Origin of the sequence: Streptomyces sp. GESEQ-4 (assembly GCF_017948455.1) — a bacterium.
In the GTDB taxonomy this organism is placed as follows: domain Bacteria; phylum Actinomycetota; class Actinomycetes; order Streptomycetales; family Streptomycetaceae; genus Streptomyces.
In genome coordinates this window covers 1,090,358-1,115,913 of the sequence record NZ_JAFFSU010000001.1, presented here as the reverse complement: position 1 = coordinate 1,115,913, position 25,556 = coordinate 1,090,358, and the positions used below count along the sequence as shown (strand labels likewise).

General features: G+C 66.7%; 24 protein-coding genes and 4 pseudogenes. 16 read left to right on the top strand and 12 right to left on the bottom strand.

Features of this window, described 5'->3' with window-relative positions; all coding sequences use genetic code 11:
- Window positions 1-15: 15 nt before the first annotated feature.
- The 3 genes from KCH48_RS05135 to KCH48_RS05125 all read right to left on the bottom strand — a co-directional run bounded on the left by KCH48_RS05135 (window position 16) and on the right by KCH48_RS05125 (window position 2,348).
- Window positions 16-1,404 (bottom strand): serine hydrolase, encoded by a 1,389-nt coding sequence (locus KCH48_RS05135; protein WP_210570779.1) that lies wholly within the window; start codon window positions 1,402-1,404, stop codon window positions 16-18.
- A 199-nt stretch (window positions 1,405-1,603) separates the two neighbouring features.
- Entirely contained in the window at window positions 1,604-1,924 is a 321-nt protein-coding gene (locus KCH48_RS05130) for a hypothetical protein (protein WP_210570778.1), read from the bottom strand.
- Between the two features lie 250 nt (window positions 1,925-2,174).
- A complete protein-coding gene (locus tag KCH48_RS05125; protein WP_210570776.1) occupies window positions 2,175-2,348 on the bottom strand; it encodes a hypothetical protein in 174 nt (57 codons plus the stop codon).
- A gap of 84 nt (window positions 2,349-2,432) precedes the next feature.
- Here KCH48_RS05125 and KCH48_RS05120 point away from each other — a divergent pair, with 84 nt between their 5' ends.
- From KCH48_RS05120 to KCH48_RS05105, 4 genes and pseudogenes are all read left to right on the top strand, one after another.
- Entirely contained in the window at window positions 2,433-2,876 is a 444-nt protein-coding gene (locus KCH48_RS05120) for an Rrf2 family transcriptional regulator (protein ID WP_210570773.1), read from the top strand.
- Window positions 2,877-3,060: 184 nt separating this feature from the next.
- Window positions 3,061-4,302: an amidohydrolase family protein gene (locus tag KCH48_RS05115; RefSeq protein ID WP_210570771.1), complete on the top strand. Its 1,242-nt coding sequence runs from the start codon at window positions 3,061-3,063 to the stop codon at window positions 4,300-4,302.
- A gap of 53 nt (window positions 4,303-4,355) precedes the next feature.
- Window positions 4,356-5,222, top strand: a complete 867-nt coding sequence (locus KCH48_RS05110) for an SDR family oxidoreductase (RefSeq protein WP_210570769.1) — start codon at window positions 4,356-4,358, stop codon at window positions 5,220-5,222.
- 439 nt (window positions 5,223-5,661) lie between these two features.
- Window positions 5,662-6,027, top strand: a pseudogene (locus KCH48_RS05105) (transposase family protein); the annotation flags it as partial.
- Between the two features lie 142 nt (window positions 6,028-6,169).
- On the opposite strand, the gene KCH48_RS05100 reads toward KCH48_RS05105, so the two are convergent.
- Entirely contained in the window at window positions 6,170-7,456 is a 1,287-nt protein-coding gene (locus tag KCH48_RS05100; RefSeq protein WP_374104645.1) for an acyltransferase family protein, read from the bottom strand.
- A gap of 760 nt (window positions 7,457-8,216) precedes the next feature.
- On the opposite strand from KCH48_RS05100, the pseudogene KCH48_RS05095 reads away from it, so the two are divergent.
- Window positions 8,217-9,017: pseudogene (locus tag KCH48_RS05095) on the top strand (transposase family protein).
- Window positions 9,018-9,049: 32 nt separating this feature from the next.
- Window positions 9,050-9,278: pseudogene (locus KCH48_RS05090) on the top strand (tautomerase family protein).
- 783 nt (window positions 9,279-10,061) lie between these two features.
- Here the strand turns inward: KCH48_RS05090 and KCH48_RS05085 are convergent.
- Window positions 10,062-10,961 (bottom strand): LysR family transcriptional regulator, encoded by a 900-nt coding sequence (locus KCH48_RS05085; protein ID WP_210570765.1) that lies wholly within the window; start codon window positions 10,959-10,961, stop codon window positions 10,062-10,064.
- A 136-nt stretch (window positions 10,962-11,097) separates the two neighbouring features.
- Between KCH48_RS05085 and KCH48_RS05080 the strand changes: the two genes are divergently transcribed.
- The 3 genes and pseudogenes from KCH48_RS05080 to KCH48_RS05070 form a co-directional block, all read left to right on the top strand.
- On the top strand, window positions 11,098-11,943 hold the full coding sequence (locus KCH48_RS05080) for an SDR family NAD(P)-dependent oxidoreductase (protein WP_210570763.1): 846 nt from the start codon (window positions 11,098-11,100) through the stop codon (window positions 11,941-11,943).
- A 224-nt stretch (window positions 11,944-12,167) separates the two neighbouring features.
- Window positions 12,168-12,947 (top strand): DUF1963 domain-containing protein, encoded by a 780-nt coding sequence (locus KCH48_RS05075; RefSeq protein ID WP_246884724.1) that lies wholly within the window; start codon window positions 12,168-12,170, stop codon window positions 12,945-12,947.
- A 528-nt stretch (window positions 12,948-13,475) separates the two neighbouring features.
- Window positions 13,476-14,096: pseudogene (locus KCH48_RS05070) on the top strand (transposase); the annotation flags it as partial.
- Between the two features lie 110 nt (window positions 14,097-14,206).
- Here KCH48_RS05070 and KCH48_RS05065 read toward each other — a convergent pair.
- On the bottom strand, window positions 14,207-15,040 hold the full coding sequence (locus tag KCH48_RS05065) for an enoyl-CoA hydratase/isomerase family protein (RefSeq protein ID WP_210570761.1): 834 nt from the start codon (window positions 15,038-15,040) through the stop codon (window positions 14,207-14,209).
- A 243-nt stretch (window positions 15,041-15,283) separates the two neighbouring features.
- On the opposite strand from KCH48_RS05065, the gene KCH48_RS05060 reads away from it, so the two are divergent.
- Window positions 15,284-16,663 carry an IS1380 family transposase gene (locus KCH48_RS05060; protein WP_210570759.1) on the top strand — a complete coding sequence of 460 codons (1,380 nt, stop codon included), beginning with the start codon at window positions 15,284-15,286 and terminating at the stop codon, window positions 16,661-16,663.
- A 171-nt stretch (window positions 16,664-16,834) separates the two neighbouring features.
- Here the strand turns inward: KCH48_RS05060 and KCH48_RS05055 are convergent, their stop codons facing one another.
- Window positions 16,835-17,308, bottom strand: a complete 474-nt coding sequence (locus tag KCH48_RS05055; RefSeq protein ID WP_210570753.1) for a hypothetical protein — start codon at window positions 17,306-17,308, stop codon at window positions 16,835-16,837.
- Between the two features lie 605 nt (window positions 17,309-17,913).
- Between KCH48_RS05055 and KCH48_RS05050 the strand changes: the two genes are divergently transcribed.
- The 3 genes from KCH48_RS05050 (at window position 17,914) to KCH48_RS05035 (ending at window position 20,427) form a co-directional block, all read left to right on the top strand.
- The gene (locus tag KCH48_RS05050; RefSeq protein ID WP_210570751.1) at window positions 17,914-18,363 is read left to right on the top strand and encodes a hypothetical protein; all 450 of its coding nucleotides are present in this window, start codon (window positions 17,914-17,916) and stop codon (window positions 18,361-18,363) included.
- A gap of 529 nt (window positions 18,364-18,892) precedes the next feature.
- On the top strand, window positions 18,893-19,168 hold the full coding sequence (locus KCH48_RS05040) for a hypothetical protein (RefSeq protein ID WP_210570749.1): 276 nt from the start codon (window positions 18,893-18,895) through the stop codon (window positions 19,166-19,168).
- Between the two features lie 602 nt (window positions 19,169-19,770).
- Window positions 19,771-20,427, top strand: coding sequence for a hypothetical protein (locus KCH48_RS05035; protein ID WP_210570747.1), 657 nt, complete (start codon window positions 19,771-19,773; stop codon window positions 20,425-20,427).
- 125 nt (window positions 20,428-20,552) lie between these two features.
- Here KCH48_RS05035 and KCH48_RS05030 read toward each other — a convergent pair whose 3' ends face one another.
- The 3 genes from KCH48_RS05030 to KCH48_RS05020 all read right to left on the bottom strand — a co-directional run bounded on the left by KCH48_RS05030 (window position 20,553) and on the right by KCH48_RS05020 (window position 22,401).
- Window positions 20,553-20,726 carry a hypothetical protein gene (locus KCH48_RS05030; RefSeq protein ID WP_210570745.1) on the bottom strand — a complete coding sequence of 58 codons (174 nt, stop codon included), beginning with the start codon at window positions 20,724-20,726 and terminating at the stop codon, window positions 20,553-20,555.
- Between the two features lie 383 nt (window positions 20,727-21,109).
- Window positions 21,110-21,781, bottom strand: a complete 672-nt coding sequence (locus KCH48_RS05025) for a hypothetical protein (RefSeq protein ID WP_210570744.1) — start codon at window positions 21,779-21,781, stop codon at window positions 21,110-21,112.
- A complete protein-coding gene (locus KCH48_RS05020; RefSeq protein WP_210570742.1) occupies window positions 21,778-22,401 on the bottom strand; it encodes an RNA polymerase sigma factor in 624 nt (207 codons plus the stop codon). Before KCH48_RS05020 ends, KCH48_RS05025 begins: the two co-directional genes overlap by 4 nt.
- 525 nt (window positions 22,402-22,926) lie before the next feature.
- Here KCH48_RS05020 and KCH48_RS05015 point away from each other — a divergent pair.
- Complete coding sequence (locus tag KCH48_RS05015) at window positions 22,927-23,598, top strand: phosphotransferase family protein (protein WP_210570740.1); 672 nt, start codon at window positions 22,927-22,929, stop codon at window positions 23,596-23,598.
- 152 nt (window positions 23,599-23,750) lie between these two features.
- Here KCH48_RS05015 and KCH48_RS42020 read toward each other — a convergent pair whose 3' ends face one another.
- Window positions 23,751-23,984, bottom strand: coding sequence for a hypothetical protein (locus KCH48_RS42020; protein WP_246884723.1), 234 nt, complete (start codon window positions 23,982-23,984; stop codon window positions 23,751-23,753).
- Window positions 23,985-24,160: 176 nt separating this feature from the next.
- On the opposite strand from KCH48_RS42020, the gene KCH48_RS42850 reads away from it, so the two are divergent.
- Complete coding sequence (locus tag KCH48_RS42850) at window positions 24,161-24,289, top strand: hypothetical protein (protein ID WP_282615096.1); 129 nt, start codon at window positions 24,161-24,163, stop codon at window positions 24,287-24,289.
- A 162-nt stretch (window positions 24,290-24,451) separates the two neighbouring features.
- Here KCH48_RS42850 and KCH48_RS05000 read toward each other — a convergent pair whose 3' ends face one another.
- Complete coding sequence (locus tag KCH48_RS05000; RefSeq protein ID WP_210570733.1) at window positions 24,452-24,952, bottom strand: PaaI family thioesterase; 501 nt, start codon at window positions 24,950-24,952, stop codon at window positions 24,452-24,454.
- A 103-nt stretch (window positions 24,953-25,055) separates the two neighbouring features.
- Between KCH48_RS05000 and KCH48_RS04995 the strand changes: the two genes are divergently transcribed.
- The gene (locus KCH48_RS04995; protein ID WP_210570731.1) at window positions 25,056-25,523 is read left to right on the top strand and encodes a helix-turn-helix domain-containing protein; all 468 of its coding nucleotides are present in this window, start codon (window positions 25,056-25,058) and stop codon (window positions 25,521-25,523) included.
- Window positions 25,524-25,556: the final 33 nt, after the last annotated feature.

The window sequence follows — 25,556 nt, the reverse complement described above, 5'->3', positions numbered from 1 at the left end:
CGTCGGCCCGGGGCATCACTGAGCGGTACGGCGGTCCGCCCTGCCGGTGTGGAGGAACTGCGCGGGACCGTCAGGCATGCCACCGACGAAGGCGTACGGCTGGTGGAATCCGTGCTCCTCCTCCTTGGCGATCAGCGTGTCGCCGTCGAAGGCGACCAGCTCGACCGTGGTGGTCTCCATGCCCATCTCGGCGGCGAGCCCCTTGGGGACGCAGGTCACCCAGACCCGGCGGTCGTCGTCCTGGGTGACGGTGTTGTCGAACATGCGAGAGCTGTACGTGCCCAGGAAGCGGCCGGCGTCGACGGGCCGGGGGTCGGCCGGCGGCACCGGCATCGCGGGCAGGTCGACGTCCGCCAGTTCCCGCAGCATGTGGCCGACGACCGCGCGGTAGAGGCCGAGGGTGTTGCCGCCGTTGGTCAGCAGGGCGATGGCGAGGTCGTGCTCGGGCACCAGCCGCAGGAAGGCGGACTGGCCGATGGTGGTTCCGTCGTGCCCGATCAGCCCAGTGCTCTCGCCGTCGAAGATCTCCCAGCCAAGACCCCAGGCGTCACCCATCACGCCGAGACGGGGCAGCTCCGCCTCGCGCTCGCGCATGGCCTTGGCCGTGGCCTCGCTCAGCACCACCGTGCCGTTGCCGGCCGTGCCGTCGTTGAGGTGCATCCGGGCGAAGGCCAGCAGGTCGCGCGGGCGCATCGCGAGCAAGGAACCGGCGGGCGAGTTCGAGGGGGCGATGGACCATACGGGCGCGGGCTGGAGGGGCTCCCCGGGAGACGGCGGCAGATGTCCGACCGCGGCCCGGTGGAGGATCGCCTCGTCCGCTCCGTGTGCCGCGTGGGTGAGACCGAGCGGCGTGAATAGGTGGTCGCGCAGACAAGCGCCATAGGGCTTGCCGCGCACCACCTCGACCAGCCGGCCCAGTACGCAGTAGCCCGCGTTGTTGTAGGAGAACAACTGTCCCGGTGCGAAGAGTTGGGGGACGTCGCTCAAGGTGGCGACGTACTTCTCCACACAGTCGTCGTTCTTGCCCGTGTCCGTGAAGATGTCGCCTTCGAACCCGGCAGTGTGATTGAGGAGTTGCCTGACGGTGATCGCTGCCGCGGCGGACTCGTCGGCGATGCGGAACTCCGGCAGGTGGCTACGCACCGGGGCGTCGAGCTCGACCAGGCCCTCGTCGACGAGCTGCATCACCAGCGTCGCGGTCCACACCTTGGTGGTGGAACCGATCTGGAACAATGTGTCGGCGTTCGCCTCCACCCCGGTCGACAGGCTCAGCACACCCGCGCCGTGGTCGGCGACCTCTCCCGCCAGGTCCACGGCAACCGCCACACCCGGTACCCCGTACTCGTCGAGCAGTGCGGGCAGTCGCTCTTCCCACCAGGCTCGTACCTGGTCGAGTTTCGTCATGCCGCGAACATAGGGGCGCACACGCCGCGCCGATTCGTGACAGAGAACGAAGCCTCCTCCGCGACTCCGTACGTCCGCACGAAGTCAGCGGCCGCAGGCCTGTGCCGATGTCACTTCACTCGCCACCGCGACAGCGACGAGGTCCTCAGCGCCTGATCAGGTCAGGGTCTGTACGCTGGTGCCAACCCGCCAGAGAGCGTCAGGAAGACCGTCTCCAGGCTGAGTTCCCGGCTGCCCCGTACTGACACGACCACGCTGCGCCGAACAGGTGATAGCCCTTCCTGTCCTCCACGAACAGGGTGGCGCGGAATCGGTCGATCGTGGCGCGCACCTGCGACGCACCGTCCCACTCCGCGCCGTACTCCCCGGTGGGCAGACGCCCGTGGCACACGAACTGCTCCCCCACCGCGGCCACGCCCTCCGGTGCCGCGTAGACCCGGTGCAGCACTGTCAGCGGCCTGCTCAGGCCGGTGCGCAGGCTGAGGCCGCTGCAGGGAGTAGGCCCAGCCGGTCTCGTCATCCCAGTTGAAGCGGATCCCGCCCATGCGGGCGGCGGTGCGGCTGGTGTCCCACCCGAGCACGATGAACAGCCTGTCCCCCAACCGGGGATGGTCGTAGTCGGCCCGTACGGTGCCGGGCGGGATGCCCCGCTGGGTGAGGCGTCGTCGACGGCCTGGAGGTAGGGCCAGTGCGGCAGCCGCTGGGCAGCACCGTGGCCCAGGCCGGGCGGGTTGAGGATCACGGCTTCCCTCCGCGGCTGGCGGGCCGGGTCATGAGGCGCGGCGGAAGACGGCGGCGGGACCGATGACCCGGGGGCCGAACTTGTCCCGGACGCGGTCGAGGGCCGCTTCGGCGACCAGCCGCGCCTCGCGGACGCCGTCCAGGCCGATCTGGGTCGCGACCTGGTCGGCACCGATGAGGTCCTCGCCCCTCACCTGAGTCATGCCTCTGTGAGGCGACTCGGTTGATTGTCGATCAAACTGCAACTACTGTGGTTGCAGTTTGACGGTGACGGCAAGGAGTAGGAGATGGCGGGGCTCAGCAGTAGGAGCGCGGTCGCGATTCACGCGCTGGCGATGCTGGCGCACCGGCGTGGGGGCTCGTTGACTTCCGCGGAGATCGCGGACAGCCTTGAGAGCAACCCAGTCCTCGTGCGGCGCGTCCTCGGCCGCTTGCGAGACGCTGACCTTGTTTGGTCCGCCGAGGGTCGGGGGGGCGGCTGGTCCCTTGCTCGCGCCCCGCGGGATATCACGCTCTATGACGCGTACGCCGCCGTCGAGGAAGGGCAGATCTTCTCGCGGTACACCCATCCGCCCAGCGGGGCGTGCGAGGTCGGACGCAACATCGGCGACCTGCTTGACGTCGAGTTCCGGAGCGCGGAACGAGCTCTGGAGGAACAGCTCGGCAGGACGACGATCGCCGGCCTGCTGCATCAGATACTGACCTCCGGCAACGAACCGAGGAATCACTGATCAGGCGCTGACACACACCCACCCTGCGTCATGAGGTACGACTTAACTGTAACTAGTTTGATTACAGTTTTTTCAGCCCGGGCACTCCGGGCCCTCCTGACTCTCGATGTCAGCGGCCCCGCATGAGCCGTCCGCGTGTAACGCGGCCCGAACACCTACTCAGAACGCACCAGGGATGAGAGCGATGCCCCAGGAATCCAAGGCAATTGCGAGCACGGGGGCTCGTGGCCCCGCGACCTACGACCTCGTGATCAGTCGCGCACATGTCTTCGACGGCCGCCAGGCGCTCGCCGGTCTGTACGACGTCGCCATCAACGGCGGAGAGATCGCTTCCGTGTCGGCCGAGCCGCTCAGGGGCAGGCAGGAGGTGGATGCGGCCGAAGGATGGGTCATGCCGGGCCTGATCGACACTCATATCCACTTCTACGACGTGCGCGCGGTCTCCGACCCGGATTCGATGCGTGCCTTCGAGGAGAACGAACTTCCCGGAAGGCTCGGGCTGTTCCTCGACCACGGGATCACCACCATCAAGTCGGTGGGCGATCCGACGGGCGGAATTCTGGACACGCGGGCGAAAATCGCCGCGGGCGCGCTGCGGGGCCCGCGACTGCTGGCGACCGGTTGCGGTATCACCGGACGCGACGGGCATCCCGCCGCCACTGTCTTCAGCGGCAACCCCTGGGCGCGCGAGCGCTTCACGGGAGAGGTCGACAGCGTGCAGCAGATCCGCGACCTGGTGCACCACCTCGCCGACCGCAAGGTCGACGCGGTCAAACTCCTGTCGGAAGGCGCGTGTGCGCACGCTGGCGGGCCGAAGTACCTCTGGCAGAATCCTGCCTTTCCTGGTGGTGTCGAGTTGGAACGGCTTCCCGTCGATCTCCTTCGGGCTGGTATCGAGACCGGGCACGAGCGGGGCCTTCGGGTCACCGTCCACACCACCCAGCAAGCCGCGGCACGCGAGGCGATCGAGGCGGGCGCGGACGGCCTGGAGCACGGTGTCACCGTCGAGCCCCTCACCGACCACTCGCTCATAGACCTGATGCTCGAACACGGCACCACCTACACGCCCACGCTCTGGATCGACGATGCCCACCTGGACGCCCGTGGCAATCTCAAGAAGGTCGCTGAGGCCGGCGTACACATCGCGCTGGGCAGCGACACCTTCAGCGGCCGGGGCCTTTTCGGAGCCAACACCCTCGAAGAGGCCGAACTCATGGTCGCGGCCGGGATGACGCCCACCCAGGTGCTGGCCGCGGCCACCAGCGGCGCGGCGCGGCAGTGTGTCCGATCCGACCTCGGCACGGTGGCCCCCGGCAAGCGCGCCGACCTGCTCGTGCTGAACGCTGACCCCACCGCGGACATCGACAACCTTCGCGACCTCAGCATAGTGATCCTGAACGGCGCGCCCGTCGTCGACAAGCGCTAGGCGCGCGCGTGGCGGGACGTCCTCCCGCCGCTTCCCCCGGAAGGAAACCACCCATGAGAACCTGGTTCATCACCGGCATCAGCAGCGGCTTCGGCCGCCTGATGACGGAAAAGCTGCTCGCTACCGGCGATCGTGTCGCCGGCACACTTCGGGATCTCTCAGCCGCCGACGACCTCAAGGCGCAACACGGCGACCGGCTGTGGCTCGCCGCTCTCGACCTGACACATACTGGCGAGATACGGCCGACGGCCGACGCCGCCTGGGCCGCGATGGGCCACATCGACGTGGTCGTCAGCAACGCCGGCTACGGGCTGCTGGGCGCCGCCGAGGAGGTAACCGACGAGCAGGTCCGCCACCAGATCGACACCAATTTGATCGGATCGATCCAGCTCGTTCGCGCGGTCCTTCCCCACATGCGCGAGCAGGGTCACGGCCGCATCCTCCAGGTCTCCAGCCTCGGAGGCCAGGTGACGATTCCCGGCAGCTCTCTTTACCACGCAACGAAGTGGGGCATCGAAGGGTTCATGGAGACGGTTGCGCAGGAGGTGGCCGTGTTCGGGATCGGCTGCACGATCGTCGAACCCGGCAGTGCGCGCACCGGCTTCCGTAACAGGAGCGCGAGAGTCGGGCCCCGTATCCCCGCCTATGACGCCTCACCCTCCCGCAGGATCAATGACATCCTCGACGACACCTCGCTCCAATCGCCGGGCGACCCAGGCAAGATGGTCGACGCAATGATCGCCAGCGTCGTTGAGGAACCCGCTCCGCTGCGCCTCGCTCTGGGCAGCGACAGCTACCAGCACATCACCCGCACGCTGAGCACTCGCCTCGCCCAGCTCCAGGCACAACGCGACCTGGCCTGCTCGACCGACTGCGCAGACCGGGGAAACAGCCCGCACTTCTTCCAATCGGACGAATGATGACTCGCGGGCAGGGCTGAGAATGCTCACGCCCTGCGTCTCGGTCGCATGAGCAAGGCGCTGATCGACGAGAGAGCGGTGGCAGCAACGCAGGACGTGTTCGAATTCGGACGCAAGACGAAGAGGCATCTGTGGCACTCACCTGTCACGCCAACTGCAATACCGACATGGCAGGTTGGAAAGGGCTCCCTCCTTGGTGGTGGGCCCCGCGACGACACGGCCACTGATTGGGATACGCGGTTCAGTCGCTTCGTAGGGACACGTTGGCGTGGTCGTCTGCTGGGACCAGGACAGCGATCTTCGAGGAGGCAGAAGTTGCCTGAGCTGTGGGCGGGGACGGACGCGGGCAAGGCCGAGCACCACTGCACGGTCATCGACGCTGACGGGGTGAAGGTGCTCTCGCGACGGTGCCCAACAACGAACCCGAACTGCTGGAACTGCGCATCCGGACGGCACGCCGCTCTGGTTCACCCGTGCGACACCAGGCCGCACCCACGATCTGACAGCAGCCCGCGCCCACGGCATCGTGCAGGCATGTCTGACCCGGCAGATCCTCGTCCTGGCCGACCGTACCTACCAAGGCGCCGGCGGCACCGTCCGCACCCCCTACTACGGCCACCGCGAACTCCCAGAGCACTACCAGCAGTACAACCGCGACCATGCACGTCTCCGCGCTTCAGCCGAACGCGCCTTCGCCCGCCTCAAATCCTGGCGACTGCTACGACAAGCCCGGTGTTCAACGAACCGCATCGGCAGAACGGTCGCCGCCATCCACACCCTCCCCACCCGCGAAAACACAGGATGAAAGAGGTTCAGTCAGATCGGCTACATAGTCTGGAACGAGCAGCCGTGCTTCCGGATTCCCTCCACGTCCTCCTGCGGGGCCGGAGTTCTCGCCATTCAAAACCGCTCCACCGCCAGAAGCGACCGTGCCGACGCCTCGGACCTCATCGGTCCGAGGCGTCGGGTGTTGCAGGCGGCAATTCAGCGCCCTTGGGACCAGATGCCCGTAGTGGAGCCGGAATGCGACGCGCCAGTCTCCGGCCCCATGTCTGACCTGGCACTTCGATAGCCCGGTACGTCAACGCACTCACAGGCAGTAGCACGGCATAGAACGCGATCTCTAGCGCGAGATTGTCCCGCTCCAAGCGGCCGATCGTGCCATCTGTCACCGCCAGCAACACCGGGTGTACCAGGTAGACCGAGTAGCTGATCGTTCCCAGCCCGACCAACCACCGCGGTATCCGCCGGCGGCGAAACACCAGTCCGACACCAAAAGTGGCCATGGCCAGCAGGAATGCCACGATCCAACCCCGCCGAGTGAAGTTGGACCCTCCGCCGTACCGATACGCACTCCCCACAGCACAAGCCACCACAACCACGGCGGCGCCGGCCGCGTACTGCCAGGTGTTCTGACCGCTTTCAGCCCGGTAGACGGCGGTGCCGAGGAACATCACGGCGAGGATCACAAGACTCTCCCACATGGGGACTGTGCTGTTGCACGTGACCAGAACGAGTGCCAGCACTCCTCCCAGCACAGCACCGAACACACGGAGCACGGGAGATCCTGCGCTTGCGCAGCAGATGGCGACCGTCATGGTGATTGCGGCAACAGCTACCAACAGGCTGACGCCTACCGCACCGGACAAGGTAGAGGCAGGCAGCGCGCTCCCTGCCGTCACGCTGGCCGCGGCCAGCGATGCCAAAATGACGGCGGACGCTGCCGACCGCTGGTGAAGCCGGACCGAGAAAAGGGCGACGACCAGCAGGTAGAAGGCCATTTCGTACGAGAGTGTCCATAGGACGAGAAGAAGACTGGGAGTCCCCAGCAACTCCTGGAACAAGGCGAGATGGGCGACGGCGACCGCAGCGATGCTCTCCCCGCCGAAGTCGCGGATCTGCGCGATGCCCAATAGATGGGCGGCGAGGACCGCCGTAACGACGACCATGCATAACGGGTAGATGCGGAAGATCCGTCCGATCCAGAACGTTCGGATGCTTCCTCGCCGTTCGAGCGACGCGGGAATGATATAGCCGCTCACCAAGAAGAACACCATGATGCCGTACCGACCGGTGTTGAACTCCGGAATCAGCACCCGCCGGAACTCAGCCATGAAGGCGACCGACGAGTGATCAAACACCACAACGAGTGCCGCGATGCCACGCAACGCGTCCAACCAGCCCAAACGCGATGGACCGACCGCCGCGACAGTCACGGGGAAGTGAAGCGGCACGGAGGGTGACCGCTCCTGTTCCGGAGAAGCGGGGGTGGGGGGTCCCATACCTATCTAGGGCACCCCGAATCGTCGTGCAGACGTCTTCGGTCCGGAGCGGGGTGTCTTCGATGTGCGGGTGCGTTCGGTAGTGCAGGTTGTCCGGGCTGCCCTGGTCGCGGAAGAGGAACGTTCGCGACGGTCAGCGAGCGGGACGGATCGTCGTCGGGGATCATCGTGGTCGTCTCCTCAGATGTCGGTCAAGGGGGAGTCGGTCGCCTGGCGCGACGACGACGTTGCCGCTGGGCAGAGCGCACGCGGCGTCGTAATGCAAGGCCCATGTTCAGCCGGGTGCACCCGCGGGCGGCTGATTGTTGACGGTTGAAGGACAACCAAGAGTAGGAACGGCCATGCGTAGTAAGCGTGTACGTCTGCGACACCAGATGGGATTGCGGCGACACCTTCGTTGGCGCGGAGGACACATGAGCAGCTGGCCGCGTTTCCTCGGCCCGGGCGACAGGATGGGCACGTTCAGCGTCGACGCCACGGCCGGGGACGTGAGAGCCGTTCACCGCTTGAGGGCCTGTACTTTCGGCCGGAATTCAGCGCTGCCACGATCGACGGCTTCCAGGGATCGATGCGCTGGGTGACCCCGCACCACACAGCTGTCAACCAGCTCTGGGCTCTTCGTCCTTGACTGAGCCTCTTTCATCCTGGGCTGCAGGGGTGAAATGGGCTGGTCAGTGGTTGTGATGACGAGGCAGGGCCCCTCGTCGTTGGCGTGGTGATTCCACTCAGTACACCGGCGAACGGAGAGGCCCTGTTGGTTCCGTAACCACCATGCTGGACGTCCCCCACGAGCTCGTCGAGCATGTTGCCTGGCTGCTGCACGAGCACCGTCGCAAACGCAAGACTCGTTGGCGCAGGCTCGGTTGCTTCGAGCAGGCTCTTCTCGCCCTGGTCCACTTGCGTAGAAACGAGACGTTCTCCCAGCTCGGCGCCGGTTTCGGCATATCCGAGAGCCCTGCCTGGCGCTACGTCGACGAGACCCTGGACGTCCTGGCCTCCTGGACTCCCGGCCTGCACGAAGCCCTCACCGGCCTCGGTGAGGGCGACCACGTCATCGTTGACGGAACGCTCATCCCCACCGACCGAGTCCACGCGGATGAGCCGTACTACTCGCAGAAGCACAAGAAACACGGCATGAACGTCCAGGTCATCGCTGCCCCTGACGGCACACCGCTGTGGTTCTCCCGCGCCACGCCGCACCCATGACCTGACCTCCGCCCGCGCCCACGGCATCGTCCAGGCATGCCTGACCCGACACATCCTGGTCCTGGCGGACCGCGCCTACCAGGGCGCCGGCGCCACCGTCCGCACCCCCTACTACCACCACAGCGAACGGCCTGAGCACTACCAGCAGTTCAACTGCGACCACGCCCGCCTACGAGCCCCCGGCGAACGCGCCTTCGCCCGGCTCAAGTCCTGGCGCATCATGCGCAGAGCACGCTGCTCGACCCGACGCATCAGCCGCATCGTCCAAGCCATCCACGTCCTGCTGACCTGCGGCTATTCAGGATGAAAGAGGCTCACTGAGAGAAAGAAACATCAGTCATGCCTTTCGCGAACTTCAAAGTCCCCGAGAAGACCCTCACCCAGAAGCAGAAGAAGAGATCGTCACCCGCACGACCGAGCTGTACGTCGAGATCTACGGCGAGCGTGCCCGCGGCAACACGTGCTGGTCGAAGAGCTCACCGACGGCGGCTGGGGCATCGGCGGCAACGTGCTTACCGCGGCCATACTCGGTGAGGCGGCAACCGACGACACCACCAGCGACGCCTAACCGCACCGGCCGTCACTCGGCCAAGACGGCACTTTGAAAAAACGAGGGCCGCCGGCCGTACCCGGCGGCCTTCGGGTATGGAAGACACCCACTGCCATCCAGCGAGCGTCGGCGGTCACGTCATTAGGCTCTGTCAGAGATCTTGTGACGTCACCTGCCTGATCTGGGCATCTACCGGGTGTTGCGGTCCAGGGGGTATGGGACGGTTGCTGCCGCATTCAGCCGGTGTGGTGGTCGAGTCGATCGAGCGTGCGGCTGGAACGGCCATGTTGCGCGCTCACGCCACGGCGCCGACGGCGAGGTACCCCAATGCAGGGTGGTGTCGTGGCGTGTGCGCGGCCGGTACGCGCGTCGGCTCGCTGACGCGCCTGTCGGCGGAGCCCCGGAACGAGAAAGCTCCTCGAAACCCCAGGGGTATTGCAACCGGCTTCGCCAGATTGATCCGTGACGTGCTGTCAAGGGCGGACGAGCTCACCGACGCGGACCGCAAGGCGCTGTCACCGCTGGCTGGAGCCAGCCGCGGAGCACGGTCAGGGACGGGCGCCTGCCCGCAACCGAGATCCTGCAGGTACGCGAAGACCACTCCCCCGCGTGCACAGCCCGAAGCGCCATCGGCCCGCCATGAACGACAATTAGATCAGAGTGTCGCGATGACCAATTGAGCCCGAACCCGCGGTCATCATCTATGGCACCACCCGCCGCCCGACTCGACCTGCCGATGACCAGGGTCGACAAGGGACTCGCAGGCGAAGGTACGTTGTTCGCGGCGCACGTTGACGAGTGTCAGGCCGTCACGACCGCCGTCGTGTGTTCCGTGGCGTGACGCACGAACCTCGCCACATTGGGAGAGATCGCGGACGTCGCCCAGGTGATCCGCAACTGGCTGGGCGACAGCCCGACGACCGGTATGACGGTGATCCCAGCCGGCAGGTGCTCAGGCACGTGTGCAACGGGAAGGAATCCGACGCCCTGACCCAACCTGATGCTGCCGATGAACTGAGCAGTGTCATGCACCACCGGGCCAGGCTGCCAGTCGTAGTCGGTGAGGTCCGTGCCAAGCCAGTACTTCATTTCAGCCGGCGTGAGATGTGACCAGACCGGAAATGATTCGCCCGCAAGTTCACTGCGATGGATCGCCTCACGCCCGGCAAGCGGATGAGTGTCTGGGAGCACGGCGACGCGAGGGTCGGTCCGGATCAGATCGCTGTCCAGGTCGCGAGAGTCGAAGGGAGCGCGCAGCAGCGTGACGTCCGCCTCACCAGCACGCACCTGATCAGCCTGGACCCGCCAGTCAACCATGCCTCCTCGCGCGGGGAGCTCACACGGAAGCCGCTCATTGTAGGAGGTCACGAGCTGTTGCAGGACGTCGATGTCGCACCCGCGTGCGGTCACTCGAAGCTGCGGTCCCTCCCGTCCGTACCTTGCTACCCGGGTCAGTGCGGCATCGGCTGATTCGACCAGGCTGCGAGCCTCCTGGCTGAGCATCCGGCCGGCCTCGGTCAGTTCGGCCCCATGCGGGGCCCGGACGAACAATGCCGTCCCGACCGCGCCCTCCAGGGACCGGATCGCCCGCGACAGCGCGGGCTGCGTCATGCCCAGATGTTCGGCCGCCTTCGTGAACGTACCTTCGTCGGCCACCGCGAGTAGGTAGCGCAGATGCTTGAGATCGATGTCGAACCGCACCCAACCAGCTTGCCACTCCTGCGGCTATGCCGGTGAGGCATACCTCGATGCCTTGCCGGCTTTGGATCTCTCAGTCTCGCTCGGATTGCATGAGGAGAGTTGGAACGGCCGACTCCATAAGGAACGAAGGAAACACATGGCACCGAAGGCAGTCATCACCGGTGGAACACGCGGAATCGGCGTGGAAGTGGCGATCGAACTGGCTCAGCGCGGATACGCGATCACCGTCGTGGGGCGGGACGAGGAGCACGGCGAGCAGGCCGTGCGGCGGATCGGGGACGCCCGCTTCATCCAGGCAGACCTTTCCGTACTGGCCGAAGTTCGCGCACTCGGAGCGCAGTTGGCCGAGGAGGGCCCGCTGCAGGTGTTGGTGAACAATGTCGGCGGCATGTGGTCGACGCGGCGGGAGACCGCCGACGGAATCGAGGCGAGCTTCGCACTGAACCACCTCTCCCCGACCGTGTTGACCGAGGCCTTGCTCGACGCCTTGCGGACGGGCAGACCAAGCCGGGTCGTCGACGTCACGTCGTCATCCATCAGCGTGGCCTTGATGTCGGGAACGCCCGTTTACAAAGAGATCGAGCACGACGAGTATTACGGAATGGCCGCGTCCGGCCGGGCCAAGCTCGCGCACCTGGCATACAACCAGGACCTGGCGGAGCGGCTGCGCGACAGCGGCGTGTCGGTGTTCGCGGCCGACCCAGGACCATCCGCGACTCCGAACGCCGCGGAGATGACTCCCCAGATCCTGCCGCCTGCGTTGCGTCCGCACTGGGAGCAGATCCGCCAGGGAGTGCAGCGTCCCGCAGCCGACGGCGCGCGTCCGGTCGTGTTCGCGGCCACCGACCCTTCGCTCTCCGACCAGACGGGACTCGTCATCGGAGACGACTGCACCACCACGAACGCATTGACAACGGCGCTCACCCCAGAACTCAGCACCGCCGTTGGCGCACTCACCGAGCGCGTCCTGAAGAGGAACTGACAGACCAGCGCACGCCGCCTGGCCTGTTCACGCATTCCTTGATCGCCTTACCGTGTGCTCGGTGTACCGCTTCGTGTACTTGCCCCCCACCTGGCACTGCTTCCTCTCGAACCTCAGATCCCAGTCTCCAGGTGTCCACGATCAAGGGGAAGGTTCACCGCCGCCCTCACCCTGGAGCGACGACACTCAAAGAGCTGTCAGTGGCCCGTGGCAGGATCCCAGGTATGACCTTCATCCACGAACGGCTCGTTCACGAGATGGCCGACGAGCACGGCGTTCCCGGCGCTGTCGCACAGGAGTTGATGGAGCGCTGCCGCCCATGCGTCTATCTGGTCCTGCACGAGGAATTGCCCCCCGCCCAGCGCGAGAGCGCTCGGCCGGCCGCCCGCACGGGTGGGCTCCCCTCGTTGCCGCACTCGGTGGGCTGGCCCGAGGGGAAGAAGCCTCTCGTGCTGACCATCGACTGCGCGGCCCTGCCTCACGATGCTTTGGACATCGAACTGCCCGCCGATGGGCACTTGTTGTTCTTCACCTCGATCGAGTACGAGCCGGAGTCGTCCGTGGTACTCCATGTCCCCGCCGGAGTACAGACCACGGAACGCGCCGCGACGTATGAACTCGACGGTGAGGAAAGGCAGGTGAAGGTCTATGAACCACGCACGCTGTATCCCGTGACCGGACTGACCCTCCACGAGGACTGGCGAGACGCCCCAAAGACTCGCTCATTTGCGGACAGCGACGAACAAGAAGAAGTACTGGACCGGTTCGAGAACGCCGTCCTGGACAGAGCCTCCAGCGGAGCCCGGCACCAAATCTGCGTTCAGATCGGCGGGTTCTCCGACCCCTGGGACATGGCACCGGACGACGGTGACCTCGTGCTCCTCGCCCAAATAGCCGGACAGGCGATCGACGACGATGTCCCCACCATGAACCTGATCGTGGGCACGCCGAAGGACATCGCCACCCAACAGTATTCCAAGCTCCAGTACGAACAGCAGACCTGACTCGGGCATCCACACCGCTGGGTCCCGGCCCAGTCGTGCACACCGTCAGAGGTAGCGCATGCACCTGGAGAGTTCCCGGCTCATCCGGCTCCAGCCTGTCGGTCCCCTCCGGCCATCTGCATCTCACGACCACCGCCGCGAGAACAGCCGGCTCCGTGCGGTGGGGCGTGAACGACCGAGCTGCCGGCCTTGCTCGGGTGCGGCACCCGGTCGCTGAGCCGCACGGGACGGTGTGGCACCCGGATCGGGACTGGCAGTTCCCTCAATGGTGAGGCCGCCGAACAGCGGGTGGAGAGCGCGGTCGCGGGCGGTCCGTTCCGCCGTCCCGACCTCCCGGAGGTTGCCAGCCGGCAGCACCCAGCCGCCCACTCCTTGAGCATGGCGATCCACGCCAACCACCAGTCAGCGATCAACGCCCAACTCCGCGACGGCCGACGAGTGAAATGGGAGGGGCCGATGCCCCACGAGTCGCGGTGCCGATCCATGCCCTAGGGTCCTGTTGGCTGCACGGAAAGAAGCACTCTCCAGGTGAGCAAGCCTATCGGGTTATACCCGCGTGTCCGCGTCGAGGGCGGTGGCAGCGGGGCGGTCTCGCAGGCTGAGGCAGTGCTGCTGGTCGAGACACTCCGCAAGTCCGGCCTGGACACCGCGATATCGGCGGCAGTGGCGCCGTGGCGTAAGCCGCGGGCAGTGCACGACCCGGGCAAGGTCCTGCTGGATGTCGCGCTAGCGACGGCTCTGGGCGGGGGGACTGGGGACTGCCTCGCCGATGTCGCCATGCTGCGGGCCGAACCCGACGTGTTCGGCCCGGTGTCGTCGGACCCCACGGTCTCCCGGCTCATCGACGCCCTCGCCGCAGCTGGACCCAAGGCACTCACCGCGATCCGGTCGGCGCGGGCTGAAGTACGGTCGCGCGTCTGGGAACTGGCGGGAGCGAACGGTCCGGCCGCCGACGGTCACGTGATCGTGGACATCGACGGCGTGCTCGTCCTTGCGCACTCCGAGAAGCAGGACGCCACCGCGACCTGGAAGAAGACCTTCGGCCATCACCCGCTCGTCGCGTTCGTCGACCACGGCCGGGCCGGTGCTCGACGAACTGTGCCACTGGGCGGCCGGGCGCACACCTGTGCGCAGCACATCGTCGACGCTGGTCAGGGCCGGGTCGAAGTCGGCGGCGTCGATGGCGTACCCGTCGCCCGGCCCTCCTTCGGCGACTATGCCGAATCCTGTCTGACCGTTGCGGACCCAGTTCACGAGCTTCACTGTGTGTCTCCTGCCGGCTGGCGTCCGAGGTAGTAGCCCAGGCGCATCTCGTAGTCGCCTGCCTGATTGCGTCCTGCGGCGAGCGCGGCCGGAAGCCTGCGCTGGGAGCCCGGCCAGTTGAATGAGTGCATGTAGAGGTCGTAGGAGGACTGCAGGTCCTCTGCGGACGGCAGGGTGTACCGGTTGACCTGTTGCTTGACCGCGGCGATCGGTTCCTTGTCGAAGGAGGCGATCCGGCGGGCGAGGGTGTCGACCAGCGCGTCGAGTTCGCCGTCTGGGACCGTGCGGTTGACCCAGCCGTACCGCTCGGCCAGCTCAGCCGGGTAGTCGTCGCTGGACAGGGCCACCTCCAGCGCGCGGGCACGACCGAGCAGCAGGGGCAGGTGCTCCAGTCCGCCGCCGCCGGGCAGGTTGCCGTTGGCGGTCTCGGGCTGGCCGAACAGCGCCCGCTCACTGGCGAAACGCATGTCCATCGCCTGGATCAGCTCGCTGCCCACACCCCTGACCCGGCCCCGGACCTTGGCGATCGACACGATCGGCAGACGTGACAGGCGCGTGCTGGCGTCGATCAGGAGTGGGTGGCCGGTGGCGCCCAGTTCCTTGGGGGTCTCGGCGACCCGGGAGGTGTCGAAGTGGTTCAGGAAGTACTCGGAGTTCGCCGACTCGAACACGGCCACGCGCAGCTCCGAAGCAGCCTCCATCTGGTCGACCAGTTTCGGAAGCTCGGTGAGCATCTCCGGGGACACCAGGTTGATCGGCGGGCTGTCGAACGTGATCGTCCACAGCCGCCCGGTCTCGGCGGTCACGGAGAAATGGGTCCATTTCTTCATGGATTGGTCTCCTTGGCTTGCGCTTGCGTCCCCCGAGAAGCAGGTCACATGACGGAGGCGAGGCGTACCTGCCGTATTGTCGCATTTGCCACTCGGTGGCGCCGGTGTCCCGCGCGTCTAACCTCGCGCTTTCACGCGGTGGGGTGTCCGAGGCATGACCAAGAGCGCGAGAAGTGCTCCTGGCCTGCAACGATAGGGCTTGTCGAGAGTCCTGTTGGCTGCAAGGAAAGAGGCACTTCTCAGGTGAGTAAGCCTATCGGGTTCTACCCGCGTATCCGTGTCGAGGGCGGCGGACGCGGAGTGGTTGGCCAGGCTGGGGCGGTGCTGTTGGTCGAGACGGTCCGCACGTCCGGTCTGGACGGCGCGATATCGGCAGCGTTGGCGCCGTGGCGCAAGCCGCGGGCGGTGCACGATCCGGGCAAGATCCTGCTGGATCTCGCGCTGGCGGTGACGCTGGGCGGGGACTGCCTGGCCGACGTCGGCATGCTGAGGGCCGAGCCGGGCGTGTTCGGCCCGGTTGCCTCCGACCCGACGGTCTCCCGCCTCATCGACACCCTTGCCGCAGGCGGACCGAAGGCCCTTGCCGCGATCAGGGGTGCACGATCCGAGGTGCCGACGCGGGTGTGGGAGTTGGCCGGGCCGAGCAGCCCGGCGGCCAACGGCCAGGTCGTCGTGGACATCGACGGCGTGCTGGTCCTCGCGCACTCCGAGAAGCAGGACGCCACCGCCACATGGAAGAAGACCTTCGGCCACCATCCGCTGGTCGCGTTCGTCGACCACGGCCAGGCCGGATCAGGGGAGCCCGCGGCCGCCCTGCTGCGGCCGGGCAACGCCGGCTCCAACACCGCGAGTGATCACATCGCAACCACCCAACTCGCCTTGGCCCAGCTGCCCAAGCGCCTGCGGCGGGGCCGACAGACACTGATCCGCACCGACTCAGCCGGCGGCACCCACGCCTTCCTCGACTGGCTTTCCCGGCCCGGCCGGCGGCTGTCGTACTCCGTCGGAATGACCATCACCGACGCCATCCACCAGGCCGTGCTGAAGATCCCGAGACAAGCATGGACACCGGCCTACGACGCCGGCGGCACCGAGCGGCCCGGCGCCTGGATCGCAGAAATCACCGACATGCCCGACCTCTCCACCTGGCCCAAGGGCATGCGGCTGATCGTCCGCAAAGAACGACCCCACCCCGGAGCCCAGTTGCGCTTCACCGACCTCGACGGGCTGCGGCTCACCTGCTTCGCCACCAACACCACCGACGGGCAGCTCGCCGACCTCGAACTCCGCCACCGCAGACGGGCCCACTGCGAGGACCGCATCAGAAACGCCCGCGACACCGGCCTGCGCAACCTGCCCCTGCACGACACCGCACAAAACCAGATCTGGCTGGAGATCGTCTCCCTCGCGCTCGACCTCCTCGCCTGGATGCCGATGCTCGCCCTGACCGCAGAAACCCGCCGCTGGGAACCCAAGAAACTCCGCCTCCGACTGTTCTCCGCCGCCGCCCATCTCATTCACACAGGACGCCGCCACCGGCTCCAACTGCCAGACCGATGGCCCTGGACCCACGTCATCACCCACGCAATCCACCGGCTGCAGAGCCTGCCGAACCCCGGCTGACCAGCCACTTCAACCACTCCGACAACCCGCACCACCACACCGGTGAAGTGGAACCCGGCGCCCACCCGACGCGACAACCGGGCCCTCAACCTGCCCCAGCCCCAAAGCACCCCACCACACAAACACAGAGTGCCCGTCAACGAACCGACGAAGACTCATGAACGATCGAGGCTAATACAAGTACCACTGCGTAGCTAGAGATCCGTATTTGGGGGATGCGGCGCAACTGCTGTAGTAATAGCCGACCTGATACCAGCTACCACTCCACGTGTTGGTCGCGTAGTCAAGGTAGCTGCAGTAATACTTGCCCGTCGAGGTGACGACTTTTACGGCCTTCCCTATATGAACCCCGCTGGGGTCCTGCCAGACGTCATAGGCGTCATAAACCCGCGAGGCACGGCCGTTGCCCGGCATCTCGTACCATGCGTCGGCACCTTCCCATGTGTGCCAAATGGTGCCGGACGCCGCGACTCCAAAGCACTCGGATGCGTTTCGCTCCCAGTCCACCAGGAGAATAGGCTCGCTGTTCAGGTCTCCCTTAATCCCCCAGCAAGTGCGTTCCACGGCCGAAGCGGGGGATACGAGAGTGCCCAGCAGTGCCGCCAGTATGACGGCGAGGACGAACGGCAGGCGAAGTAGCTTCACATGTTTCTCCCGTATTCGGAAACCACGGATACTGCCCCTTGTCATCTCATGATCGTCGATCTGAGTGCACGTCAGACAGTAACGGCAGACACCCCAACAGGAACCGAACAGGAAGTGAACGGTCTTACCGCGAGACGATCGCCGCCTGACGGCCCCACAGGTCACCATTGGCAACGGCGCGCTGTCGGCTCTTGCCATTGGCGAACCGGGCAACTCTCCGGCTGCCAGGCTGTTTTGCACTAGGGCAGGTTGCTCTGGGTCGACAACCCAGCTACCAGGAGCTTCACCCCTTCCCGCACTCGGCCCCCACACCAACTCACGCCACCGTCAGCCAGGTTGGCAAAGGCTCACTGCTCCGGCACAGCTGGCGGACGGCCATAGCCCCAGCTCAGCTACCAATGTCACGTGCGTCGAGCACGCCATCGCGACCGGTCGCTCAGGCGCGGAGTGTCAGGACGCGGCGATCCGTCGTGATGCCCGGGCGGGATGTCGTACTCGGTCATGATGAGTGAGTACGGAGTCGGATTCCGCACGGTGAAGGCCGCGTTGGAGTCGGCCTGGCCGGTCCGGGACCGGTCCCGGATCGGATGCATCAGGATGGGGTTATGCGCCAGACGGATAGACCGACCGGCTCACCTAGGATGCCGGCTGACACGAAGGGCGCCCGTCGCCTGATCTTCGCTACCGCCGGGCTGCTGGCCCTGGGCGGGGCGGGGTTCATCCAACAGGGCCTGGTCGGCAGCAACCAGGGATACACCATCCCGTTTAGCGACACGTCGTTCTGGGTGAGAACAGGCGTATTCGCGACCATTGGCTTCCTCCTGGTGAGCTTCAGTGCCGCCGGCATCATTCTGGCCTTCCGATTCGTCTCCGGAGGGCCCGGTCTACGCGTAGGTGGAATCGCCTGGGGCATCCTCGGAATCGTCGCCGCCCTCACCATGTGGTTGTACGCTGGCGTGCTCTTCATCATCCCTCCGCTCATCACTGCATGCCTGGTGGTAGAACGCCTCGCCCAGGAGGAGTCCGGCGACTGGTTTCGACGTTCCCGGAATTGAACCTCGCGCGGCCCACGTGCAGGCACGGGCCCTGTGGATCAGCGCAAGGTGGTGGAGGCCAATCGGATCGTCTGTGGCTGCTGTATCCAATGTGGGCCTCGCTGCGGGAGACGAGCCGCTCGTAGTCGCGCACGTTTCTGCCTGTTCTCACGATCCACGAGATCGCCCGCTCGACACGCAACCGCTTGGCGAGGACGGCGAAAGCCGTCCTGGTCCTCGCGGCGCTGGGACCGTCTTGGGGGTGATGCCGAGGAAGGGGTGGGACCAGTCGACGAAGTTCCTAGGCGGAGTCCGCCCAGGCGACGGCGAGTTCGGGATGGGTACCGAGGCGGCGCGACGCTTCGGCATCGCTGCTCGGCAACATCTACCCAGCCTTGGTTCCTTCTGCGAGAGCGGGCAATTCCTGCCGACGGTTGTGAGTAACACGTAGCGATCAGACAGCTCGACATGCGGGCCGGATTGCTCCCGCCGAGCAGCAGGCTGCCTCTCGGGGAAACCGGCGCAGTCGACGCAGGAGAACGGGGTTGCGATGATCATCATATGGCAAGGGTGGGGTTTTCTCGCGCTCTACATTTACGGCGTGGGGGGCGGAGCCGGCTATCTGATCGCGGGATCGACTGGCGCCTGGATAGGTATGACGTTGGCAGCCATCGCGACAGCCGTGGTGGGCAGGCTCTTGAACGACGAATGGAAATGGGACTGGGATGCGGAGCACAGCCTCTACGGCATCCCGATGCAGTATTGGGGGATCATCGGTATTGCCTGTGAGGGTTGGATCTTCGGCCTTCACCTGTTCGCTTCTTGAGCGGGGCACCGGGCCGCGCCCCTATCCCGCGGAGCACTTCGGCGCTTCCGCCCCAAGTCCTCAAGCCTTGCCGGAGCCAGAACTTACAAACATCAACCTCCGCCGAGCAGCACCAGGACCCGGCCCGGAAACTGCCACCTTCACTGACGATTCCGGAAGCCAGCCGCTCAACGTCCCGACCAGGCCCAGCTCAACAAGCACCACCCCTGCCATGATCGATGAGATGCATGCTCGACGCTGCTGCACCTCTCTGCAAGATCTAATGAGACGGGACACTCGAAGAACGCGTCCGCGCCCTGCGCACCGAGCTTCCAGGCTCGTCACCGCCTGCCGCCATCTGCGCGCCAGACAGTGAGTACGCGTTTCAGAATCTCAGCAGTCGTTGACCGTGTGTGGCCGTCGAGGAGAACGCGGATCAGGGGCGCTTGGAGGCTGTTTCCGAATTTCGCTCGAAGCGGTGGATGCGACTCGGGACCGGTCCCGGCCTGGGGTCGATATCTTCGCGAGACGTCTTCCGATGCAGGACCTGGCCTCCTGGCCCGGGCGCGAGCGGACCAACGGCAAGTCGCTGAGGCAGTATCTCCACCGATGGATATGAGTACATGACAGCTTCCGGGCCGACTTCCCTTTCGATGTCGATGACGATCGTCTTGGCACGTCGTAACCCCGCGTCGCTGGCATGCGACCTCGCATCAGCCGAGGCGGCCCTGTACCAACTCGTAGATGCACTGAGGGACTCCCGGACCTACCGCAGTGGCAAGCGGACTGACCAAGCTCGCCACCAAGCGAAGACGGTTGCGCGCCAATTGCGCCACATCAGCCGCCGCCTCTACACAGGGCCGTGCGGGGCCGCGCGAGGGCACAAACGGCTTGGCAGATACGTCAGCGTCCATGACCGCAATGCTCTCGATGATGGCGGTCTCAGGAACGTTGCCAGGGAACTCGCCCACGTGGCCCGGGTGTTACGGAAGATCGGTCCCTGGTCCGGCGCCTCCATGGTGGTGCGCGACAGCTCCGGCGAGAGCACCGCAGCCCGCATGGGTGACATCGGCCAGTCACTGTCAGCCGTACTCGCCACGCTTGTTCTCGACTTGACCGCCGCCGACCTCACTGGCCTCGAACCCGACCGGCTCCCCGGGGTCAATGCAATCTGGTCATCCGGCACTGTCTGGCCCGTCGGCATCGCTGACCGGATACGCACCTCCTCTCGGGAGGTCGCCCCCGGCGTTTTCCTCGTGCAACATCTGGATTGGGCGTAAACCGCAGGTCGCCAACTGAGTAGGTGAAACCGGCGGTCGACCCGCGTGTCCCGCTCGTGCCTGCCGCTCCCGGCGGACCGGTCAAGGATCATCATCACAGGTGAGGATCACGCCAAGGCCGCCTGTCACAGCAGGCGTTCCACCCACACGAAAGCGATGCCGATCAGTCCCGTGCCTGCGCCGTAGCAGGCGCCGCGCAGCAGGTGGGAGAGGGCGATCCGACGGCGGCGTGCGATCCACTTCCAGGTTGCAGACAACCGTTCCGGGCCTGTCCGGGGCGTGCGGGGGTTGGGGTCCATGGGTGACGTCCCTTTCTGGATGGCGTCGTGGCGGGGAGTCCGCTCCGGCCTGTGGCCTCGGAACTGGTGGCCGGTGAAGGGCTCCCCCGTTGAGGTGCTCACAGGGCGGATGCTTGCGGGTCAGCAGCTGACGGTGGCCTCCTGCGGCCGGGCGATCAGCCGGGCAGCAGGGATGAGGTCGTTCGGGTACGTGCAGCCGTCGGTTGCCGCTGCACGTACCCGAGTTCTCTCCATCCGATGGAAACACCGACTGGAATCAGGACGGAATTCCCAGCCTGACGGCCGGTTTCGCGACCCGGCGGTACCGTGCCCCGCCGCGCCGGGCGGCGGGGCCCAGCCGCGGCCGGTCCAGTGGACGTGGTCGGCCTCCGCCTCGGCCCTGTTCAGCGGCCTGCTGTGAACTCCTCCAGGCGGGCGACCAGTTGGCGGTCGGGGCGGGCGACTATGACACCGGAGCCGGGTGTGCGCGCGGCGAGCCGGTCGACCTCGCCCTCCAGGCGGCGCGTGGGGGCGAGGGCGCGGGAGCCGTTGTCGCGTACGTACCGGGCGAAGATCTCCAGGCCCTCGAGGAAGGCGGCGTCGGGCGGGGTCGTGTCGGCCATGGAGTGGGTGAGCTGGTGCAGCCAGTGCCAGGCCCGCCGTGATTCGCCCAGGGACAGGTGGTGCAGGTGCAGGCAGTAGGCGGCGGCGCGGCTGCCCGCGCCGGCGGCGAGCTGCCACCAGAACTGCGCGGATTCCGGATGCGTGGTCAGGTAGAGCAGGCAGCCGAAGACGAGCGCGCCGTCGACGTCGAGTTCCTCCTCCGACAGCGGCCCCTGGTCCGGCCCTTCGGCGATCTTTGCGACGTGCGAGGGGGCGTCGGGCTCGTTGAGGACCCACCGGCACACCACCCCGAGGCGCTGGCCGGCCTGGGCGGCGCGGGTGACCTCGGTGGTGGGGGTGCGGCGGGAGGCGTCGGCGGCCAGGCGGCGCAGGCCGGAGGCGACGTCGAACGTCCGCGGTGCGGAGACCGGGAGCCGGGCCTCGGTCAGGAGGGTGTCGATGGTGGCGGTCATGCTCCTTCTCCCGTGGGCTTGGACTTCCTTCGCTGGGCGGGCAGGCCCAGCTTGATGCGCAGGCGCTCCTTGGCGCGGCGCAGGTGGTGGCCGACGGTGCGTTCGTCGATGCCGACGTACCAGGCGACTTTGGCGGTGGGGTAGCCCAGGACGTAGCGGAGCACGATCACTTCGAACTGACGGTCCGGCAGTTCGGCGATCGCCTCGTACAGGCCACTGGCGGACTCCATCTTCTGCAGCTTGTCCCGGGCGGTGGTCAGCGCCTTGTCCAGGGCCTGGGCGATGGGGCCGTTGATGACGAACGCAGGCGCCCGCCCCTCCAGCTCGAGGCGGTCGTGCACGGCCCGCCGTACGATCGCCCACGCGCCCTGCTCGAGGTTGCCGGCGCTCAGCAGCTGCGACCATCCGGCGTGGATCTCCAGGAAGACCTCGTGTATGACCTCTTCCGCGGCCGCCCGGGTACCGAAGTGGACCTCCGCGTACGCGTGGAAGGGTTCCTGGTGGCCGAGGTAGAAGGCCTCGAAGTCCAGCGGCAGCTCCAGCGGCACGAACATGGACTGCGACAGCCCCACGCCGTTCTCCGCCGGCGAGGCGCCCTCCCGGGCGTCGTCGTAACTCACGCGAGGCTCCTGTCGGCAGGGGACATGAGCAAAGATCCTCTCCATCGAGGTCATCAGGGACCCGGCGCCAACTACCGGACGCCGACAGGCCGTTGGGCCTGCCCCCTACCTAAGCGATTTGCGGGGCGGAACACTCACGTCCCCTTGAGAAAGGCACGCAGCGTCCCCGGAACGGAGCGCTGTGCAACCTTCAACAAGCACCGCTAGCCACCCTCTGTAGCCTTCTGGCCAGGCGTAACCCGTCCGAGGCAGGCAGCGAACACTCTTCCGCATCCGAATCGTGTTCTGCATCACACGCCGTCAGCTACCCGCGCATGCCACGCGCATATCGGAGCACACGCCACTTCCCGCGTCCTCTCACGCGTACCGCAGCCGAGGACCGTTGCCGAGACGGCCGGTCGGCTCCGTCCACGAGAACGGCTCTGGCTCGCTTTCCGGAAAGCCCCTGGTCGGCGGAGCGTGCGAGAGCAGACGTGTCCGGATGTGGGGGCGCCCAGGATGCTGCCTGTGTCCGATGATCGGCGGATGCGTCCGCTGAAGCACGGCTACACCAACCGCACCGTCGGCGACGGTGCCATCGTGGAGAAGACCTATGAGGGTCCTGATGTCGAACTCAGGCTCCGTCGCGAACACACGCTGCTGACCCGGCTTCAGGGCCGGTTGCCCGTGCCGCCGGTGCGCGCAGCGACCGCGACCACCCTCACGCTCGGCTTCGTGGCTGGCGTGCCCGGCCAGGAACTCCTGGACGCCGGGCACCCTGTAGAGGTCCTGGCGAGCTGCGGGAAGCTGCTGCGCCGTATCCACGCAACCGCACCGAGCCTGCTGACCGTGGGCGCGCCCAGGGCGGGCAAGGTGCTCGTGCACGGCGACTTCGGCCCCAACAACGTACTGCTGGATCCCGGCACTTTCGAGATCACCGCAGTGGTCGACTGGGAATTCGCGCACCTCGGGGATCCGGTGGAGGACCTGACCTGGTGTGAGTGGATCGTACGGATGCACCACCCCGAATACCGCTTTGCACTCGGCCACTTCTTCCGGGCCTACGACGGGCAGGTGCCGCCCTGGCCGGTCCGCAGGGCCGCCATGCTGGCCAGATGCGAGACGCTGCGGCAGTTCTGCGACCGGTGGGAGCCGAACGGTCCGGGTGTGAAGCAGTGGCAGATGCGTGCCACCGCGACAGCGGGCTGGCAGGAGTAGCCCGGGACCCGGGCCACCGGCCGAGACGGTCCGGGGCCGTGGCGTGCAGCCACATCGCGGTGCTGCCGTGTCTTGTGGACATCGAACACCGGGTGGTCTGGGTGCCTCCCGACGTCCTCGGTCCGCGGTCGATCAGGTCGGGCGCACTCTGGCTACTCGTGTGTGTCGACGATGCCGGTGAGGGCGCGGAGACCCGCGACAATCTCGGAGGCGTCGGGAGCCTGGCCGGGATCGGTGAGCCACTGCGTCATCAGGCCGGTGAACAGGGCCATCTGCGCGGCAAGGAACTTGCAGCACGCCGAACCGAGGCCGACCAGGCCGACGCCGCCCTGGCGCTGCTCCGCGCCGGCCGCCCCGGCGCCGACCGCGACGTCAAGCTGGCGCACGCCTGGGCCGTGCAGAACGCCATCGCCATCTCGACCACGCCGGCGACGAAGAACTCCTCCACACCCTCCGCAAGCTGTGGCCGGCCACGCTGATCCTCGACGGGGACGGCACGGAACTCCCCACCCGCGCCAAAGACATCGAGGACGGCCTGGCCGACGTCATCATCGTCGGTCCGATGGCACTCGCCAACCCCGACCTCGTCGAGCGCGTCCGCGCCGGCACACCCCTCAACACCCCCGACCTCGACACCTTCTACGGCGGCGGCGCAGCCGACTACACCGACTACGCCACCCACGCTGCCTGAGCAGAGCACCCGGCGCCCGGCGCCCGAGGGAAACATCTCCCCCGGGCGCCCAGGCGCGGCTGCGACACACACCAGCCTCACCATCGACGAGTCACCAGGGGCAACGAGCCACGCCCCTGTTGTCCCGGTTGCCCCCACGGACGGAGATGCCTGCCTGCGGAGTCACACCGGAGGTGGGGGCACCGGGAAGAGCATGCAGCTACTGGTGGCGTGGGCGAGGAGTCGGTCCGTCGCGTCGACCAACTGGGCCTGGGCCAGGGCGGTTTGGCGACCCTTGCTGACGACCGTGCCGATGGCGCGCACCGTACCCGTGTCCACCGTGATCCGTCGCAGGAACTTCACCGTCAGGTCAAGTGAGGTGTACGCCATGCCCTGCGGGAGGGTGGACTGGACGGCGCAGCCCGCCGCCGAGTCGAGCAGGGTGGCGAAGATTCCGCCGTGCACGCTGCCGATGGGGTTGTAGTGCTCCTCCCCCGGCGTCAGCGAGAAGACCGCCCTGCCAGGCTCCACCTCGTCCAGAGCGAAGTCGAGGGTGTAGTTGATGGGCGGCGCCGGCAGCCGCCCCGCCTGCAGTTCGCGCAGAAAGTCGATGCCGGCCATGCGCCCGGCGGCCTCCGCCGAGATCGCGGGATCGTCCCAGTTGTACGTACGCGTTCGCCCCACGGCCGGCGCCCTTCCCTCTGACTTTCGGCTGACTTTTCCAAGTGAAGCTAGGCTTTCGCCCACCTGACTGTCAATGGCGAAGCCAGGCTCGTACGATGGCGGGATGGAGTGGCTTGAGGCGAGCACGGAGAACTGCCCCGTCCAGCGCACGCTCGACGTGATCGGGGAGAAATGGACGCTGCTGATCCTGCGAGACGCCGTCAACGGCGTCCGCCGCTTCGATGACTTCCACCGCCACATCGGCCTGTCGGAAGCCGTCCTCAGCGACCGCCTCCGCAAGCTGACCTCGGCCGGCATCCTCAAGACCGTCCCCTACCAGGAGCCCGGCAGCCGCTCCCGCAACGAATACCGCCTGACCCGCAAGGGCTGGGACCTGTGGCCCGTCCTGATGGCACTGACCCAGTGGGGCGAGGCGTACGCCCTCGGCCCCGAGGGTCCCTCGCTGGACGTTCGCCACACCGACTGCGACGCCCCGGTCCGCGTCGTCGTCCAGTGCTCCGCGGAGCACTCCACCCTCACTCCTCGTGAAGTCACGGCCCGGCTGGGAACAGGCGCCCGCCTTCGTTCGTGAGCGGCGCACGATCGACTTCGACACGCCGCCGAA

Bases quoted from the DNA above. Each gene is read 5' to 3' on its own strand.
- KCH48_RS05040 (WP_210570749.1), top strand. From the start codon at position 18,893: ATGATCATCATATGGCAAGGGTGGGGTTTTCTCGCGCTCTACATTTAC.
- KCH48_RS05050 (WP_210570751.1), top strand. From the start codon at position 17,914: ATGCGCCAGACGGATAGACCGACCGGCTCACCTAGGATGCCGGCTGAC.
- KCH48_RS05080 (WP_210570763.1), top strand. From the start codon at position 11,098: ATGGCACCGAAGGCAGTCATCACCGGTGGAACACGCGGAATCGGCGTG.
- KCH48_RS05135 (WP_210570779.1), bottom strand. From the start codon at position 1,404: ATGACGAAACTCGACCAGGTACGAGCCTGGTGGGAAGAGCGACTGCCC.
- KCH48_RS42850 (WP_282615096.1), top strand. From the start codon at position 24,161: ATGGCACTCGCCAACCCCGACCTCGTCGAGCGCGTCCGCGCCGGCACA.
- KCH48_RS05065 (WP_210570761.1), bottom strand. From the start codon at position 15,040: ATGAAGAAATGGACCCATTTCTCCGTGACCGCCGAGACCGGGCGGCTG.
- KCH48_RS05025 (WP_210570744.1), bottom strand. From the start codon at position 21,781: ATGACCGCCACCATCGACACCCTCCTGACCGAGGCCCGGCTCCCGGTC.
- KCH48_RS05125 (WP_210570776.1), bottom strand. From the start codon at position 2,348: ATGACTCAGGTGAGGGGCGAGGACCTCATCGGTGCCGACCAGGTCGCG.
- KCH48_RS05120 (WP_210570773.1), top strand. From the start codon at position 2,433: ATGGCGGGGCTCAGCAGTAGGAGCGCGGTCGCGATTCACGCGCTGGCG.
- KCH48_RS05015 (WP_210570740.1), top strand. From the start codon at position 22,927: ATGCGTCCGCTGAAGCACGGCTACACCAACCGCACCGTCGGCGACGGT.
- KCH48_RS05130 (WP_210570778.1), bottom strand. From the start codon at position 1,924: ATGACGAGACCGGCTGGGCCTACTCCCTGCAGCGGCCTCAGCCTGCGC.
- KCH48_RS05035 (WP_210570747.1), top strand. From the start codon at position 19,771: ATGACAGCTTCCGGGCCGACTTCCCTTTCGATGTCGATGACGATCGTC.
- KCH48_RS05075 (WP_246884724.1), top strand. From the start codon at position 12,168: ATGACCTTCATCCACGAACGGCTCGTTCACGAGATGGCCGACGAGCAC.
- KCH48_RS05030 (WP_210570745.1), bottom strand. From the start codon at position 20,726: ATGGACCCCAACCCCCGCACGCCCCGGACAGGCCCGGAACGGTTGTCT.
- KCH48_RS05110 (WP_210570769.1), top strand. From the start codon at position 4,356: ATGAGAACCTGGTTCATCACCGGCATCAGCAGCGGCTTCGGCCGCCTG.
- KCH48_RS04995 (WP_210570731.1), top strand. From the start codon at position 25,056: ATGGAGTGGCTTGAGGCGAGCACGGAGAACTGCCCCGTCCAGCGCACG.
- KCH48_RS05115 (WP_210570771.1), top strand. From the start codon at position 3,061: ATGCCCCAGGAATCCAAGGCAATTGCGAGCACGGGGGCTCGTGGCCCC.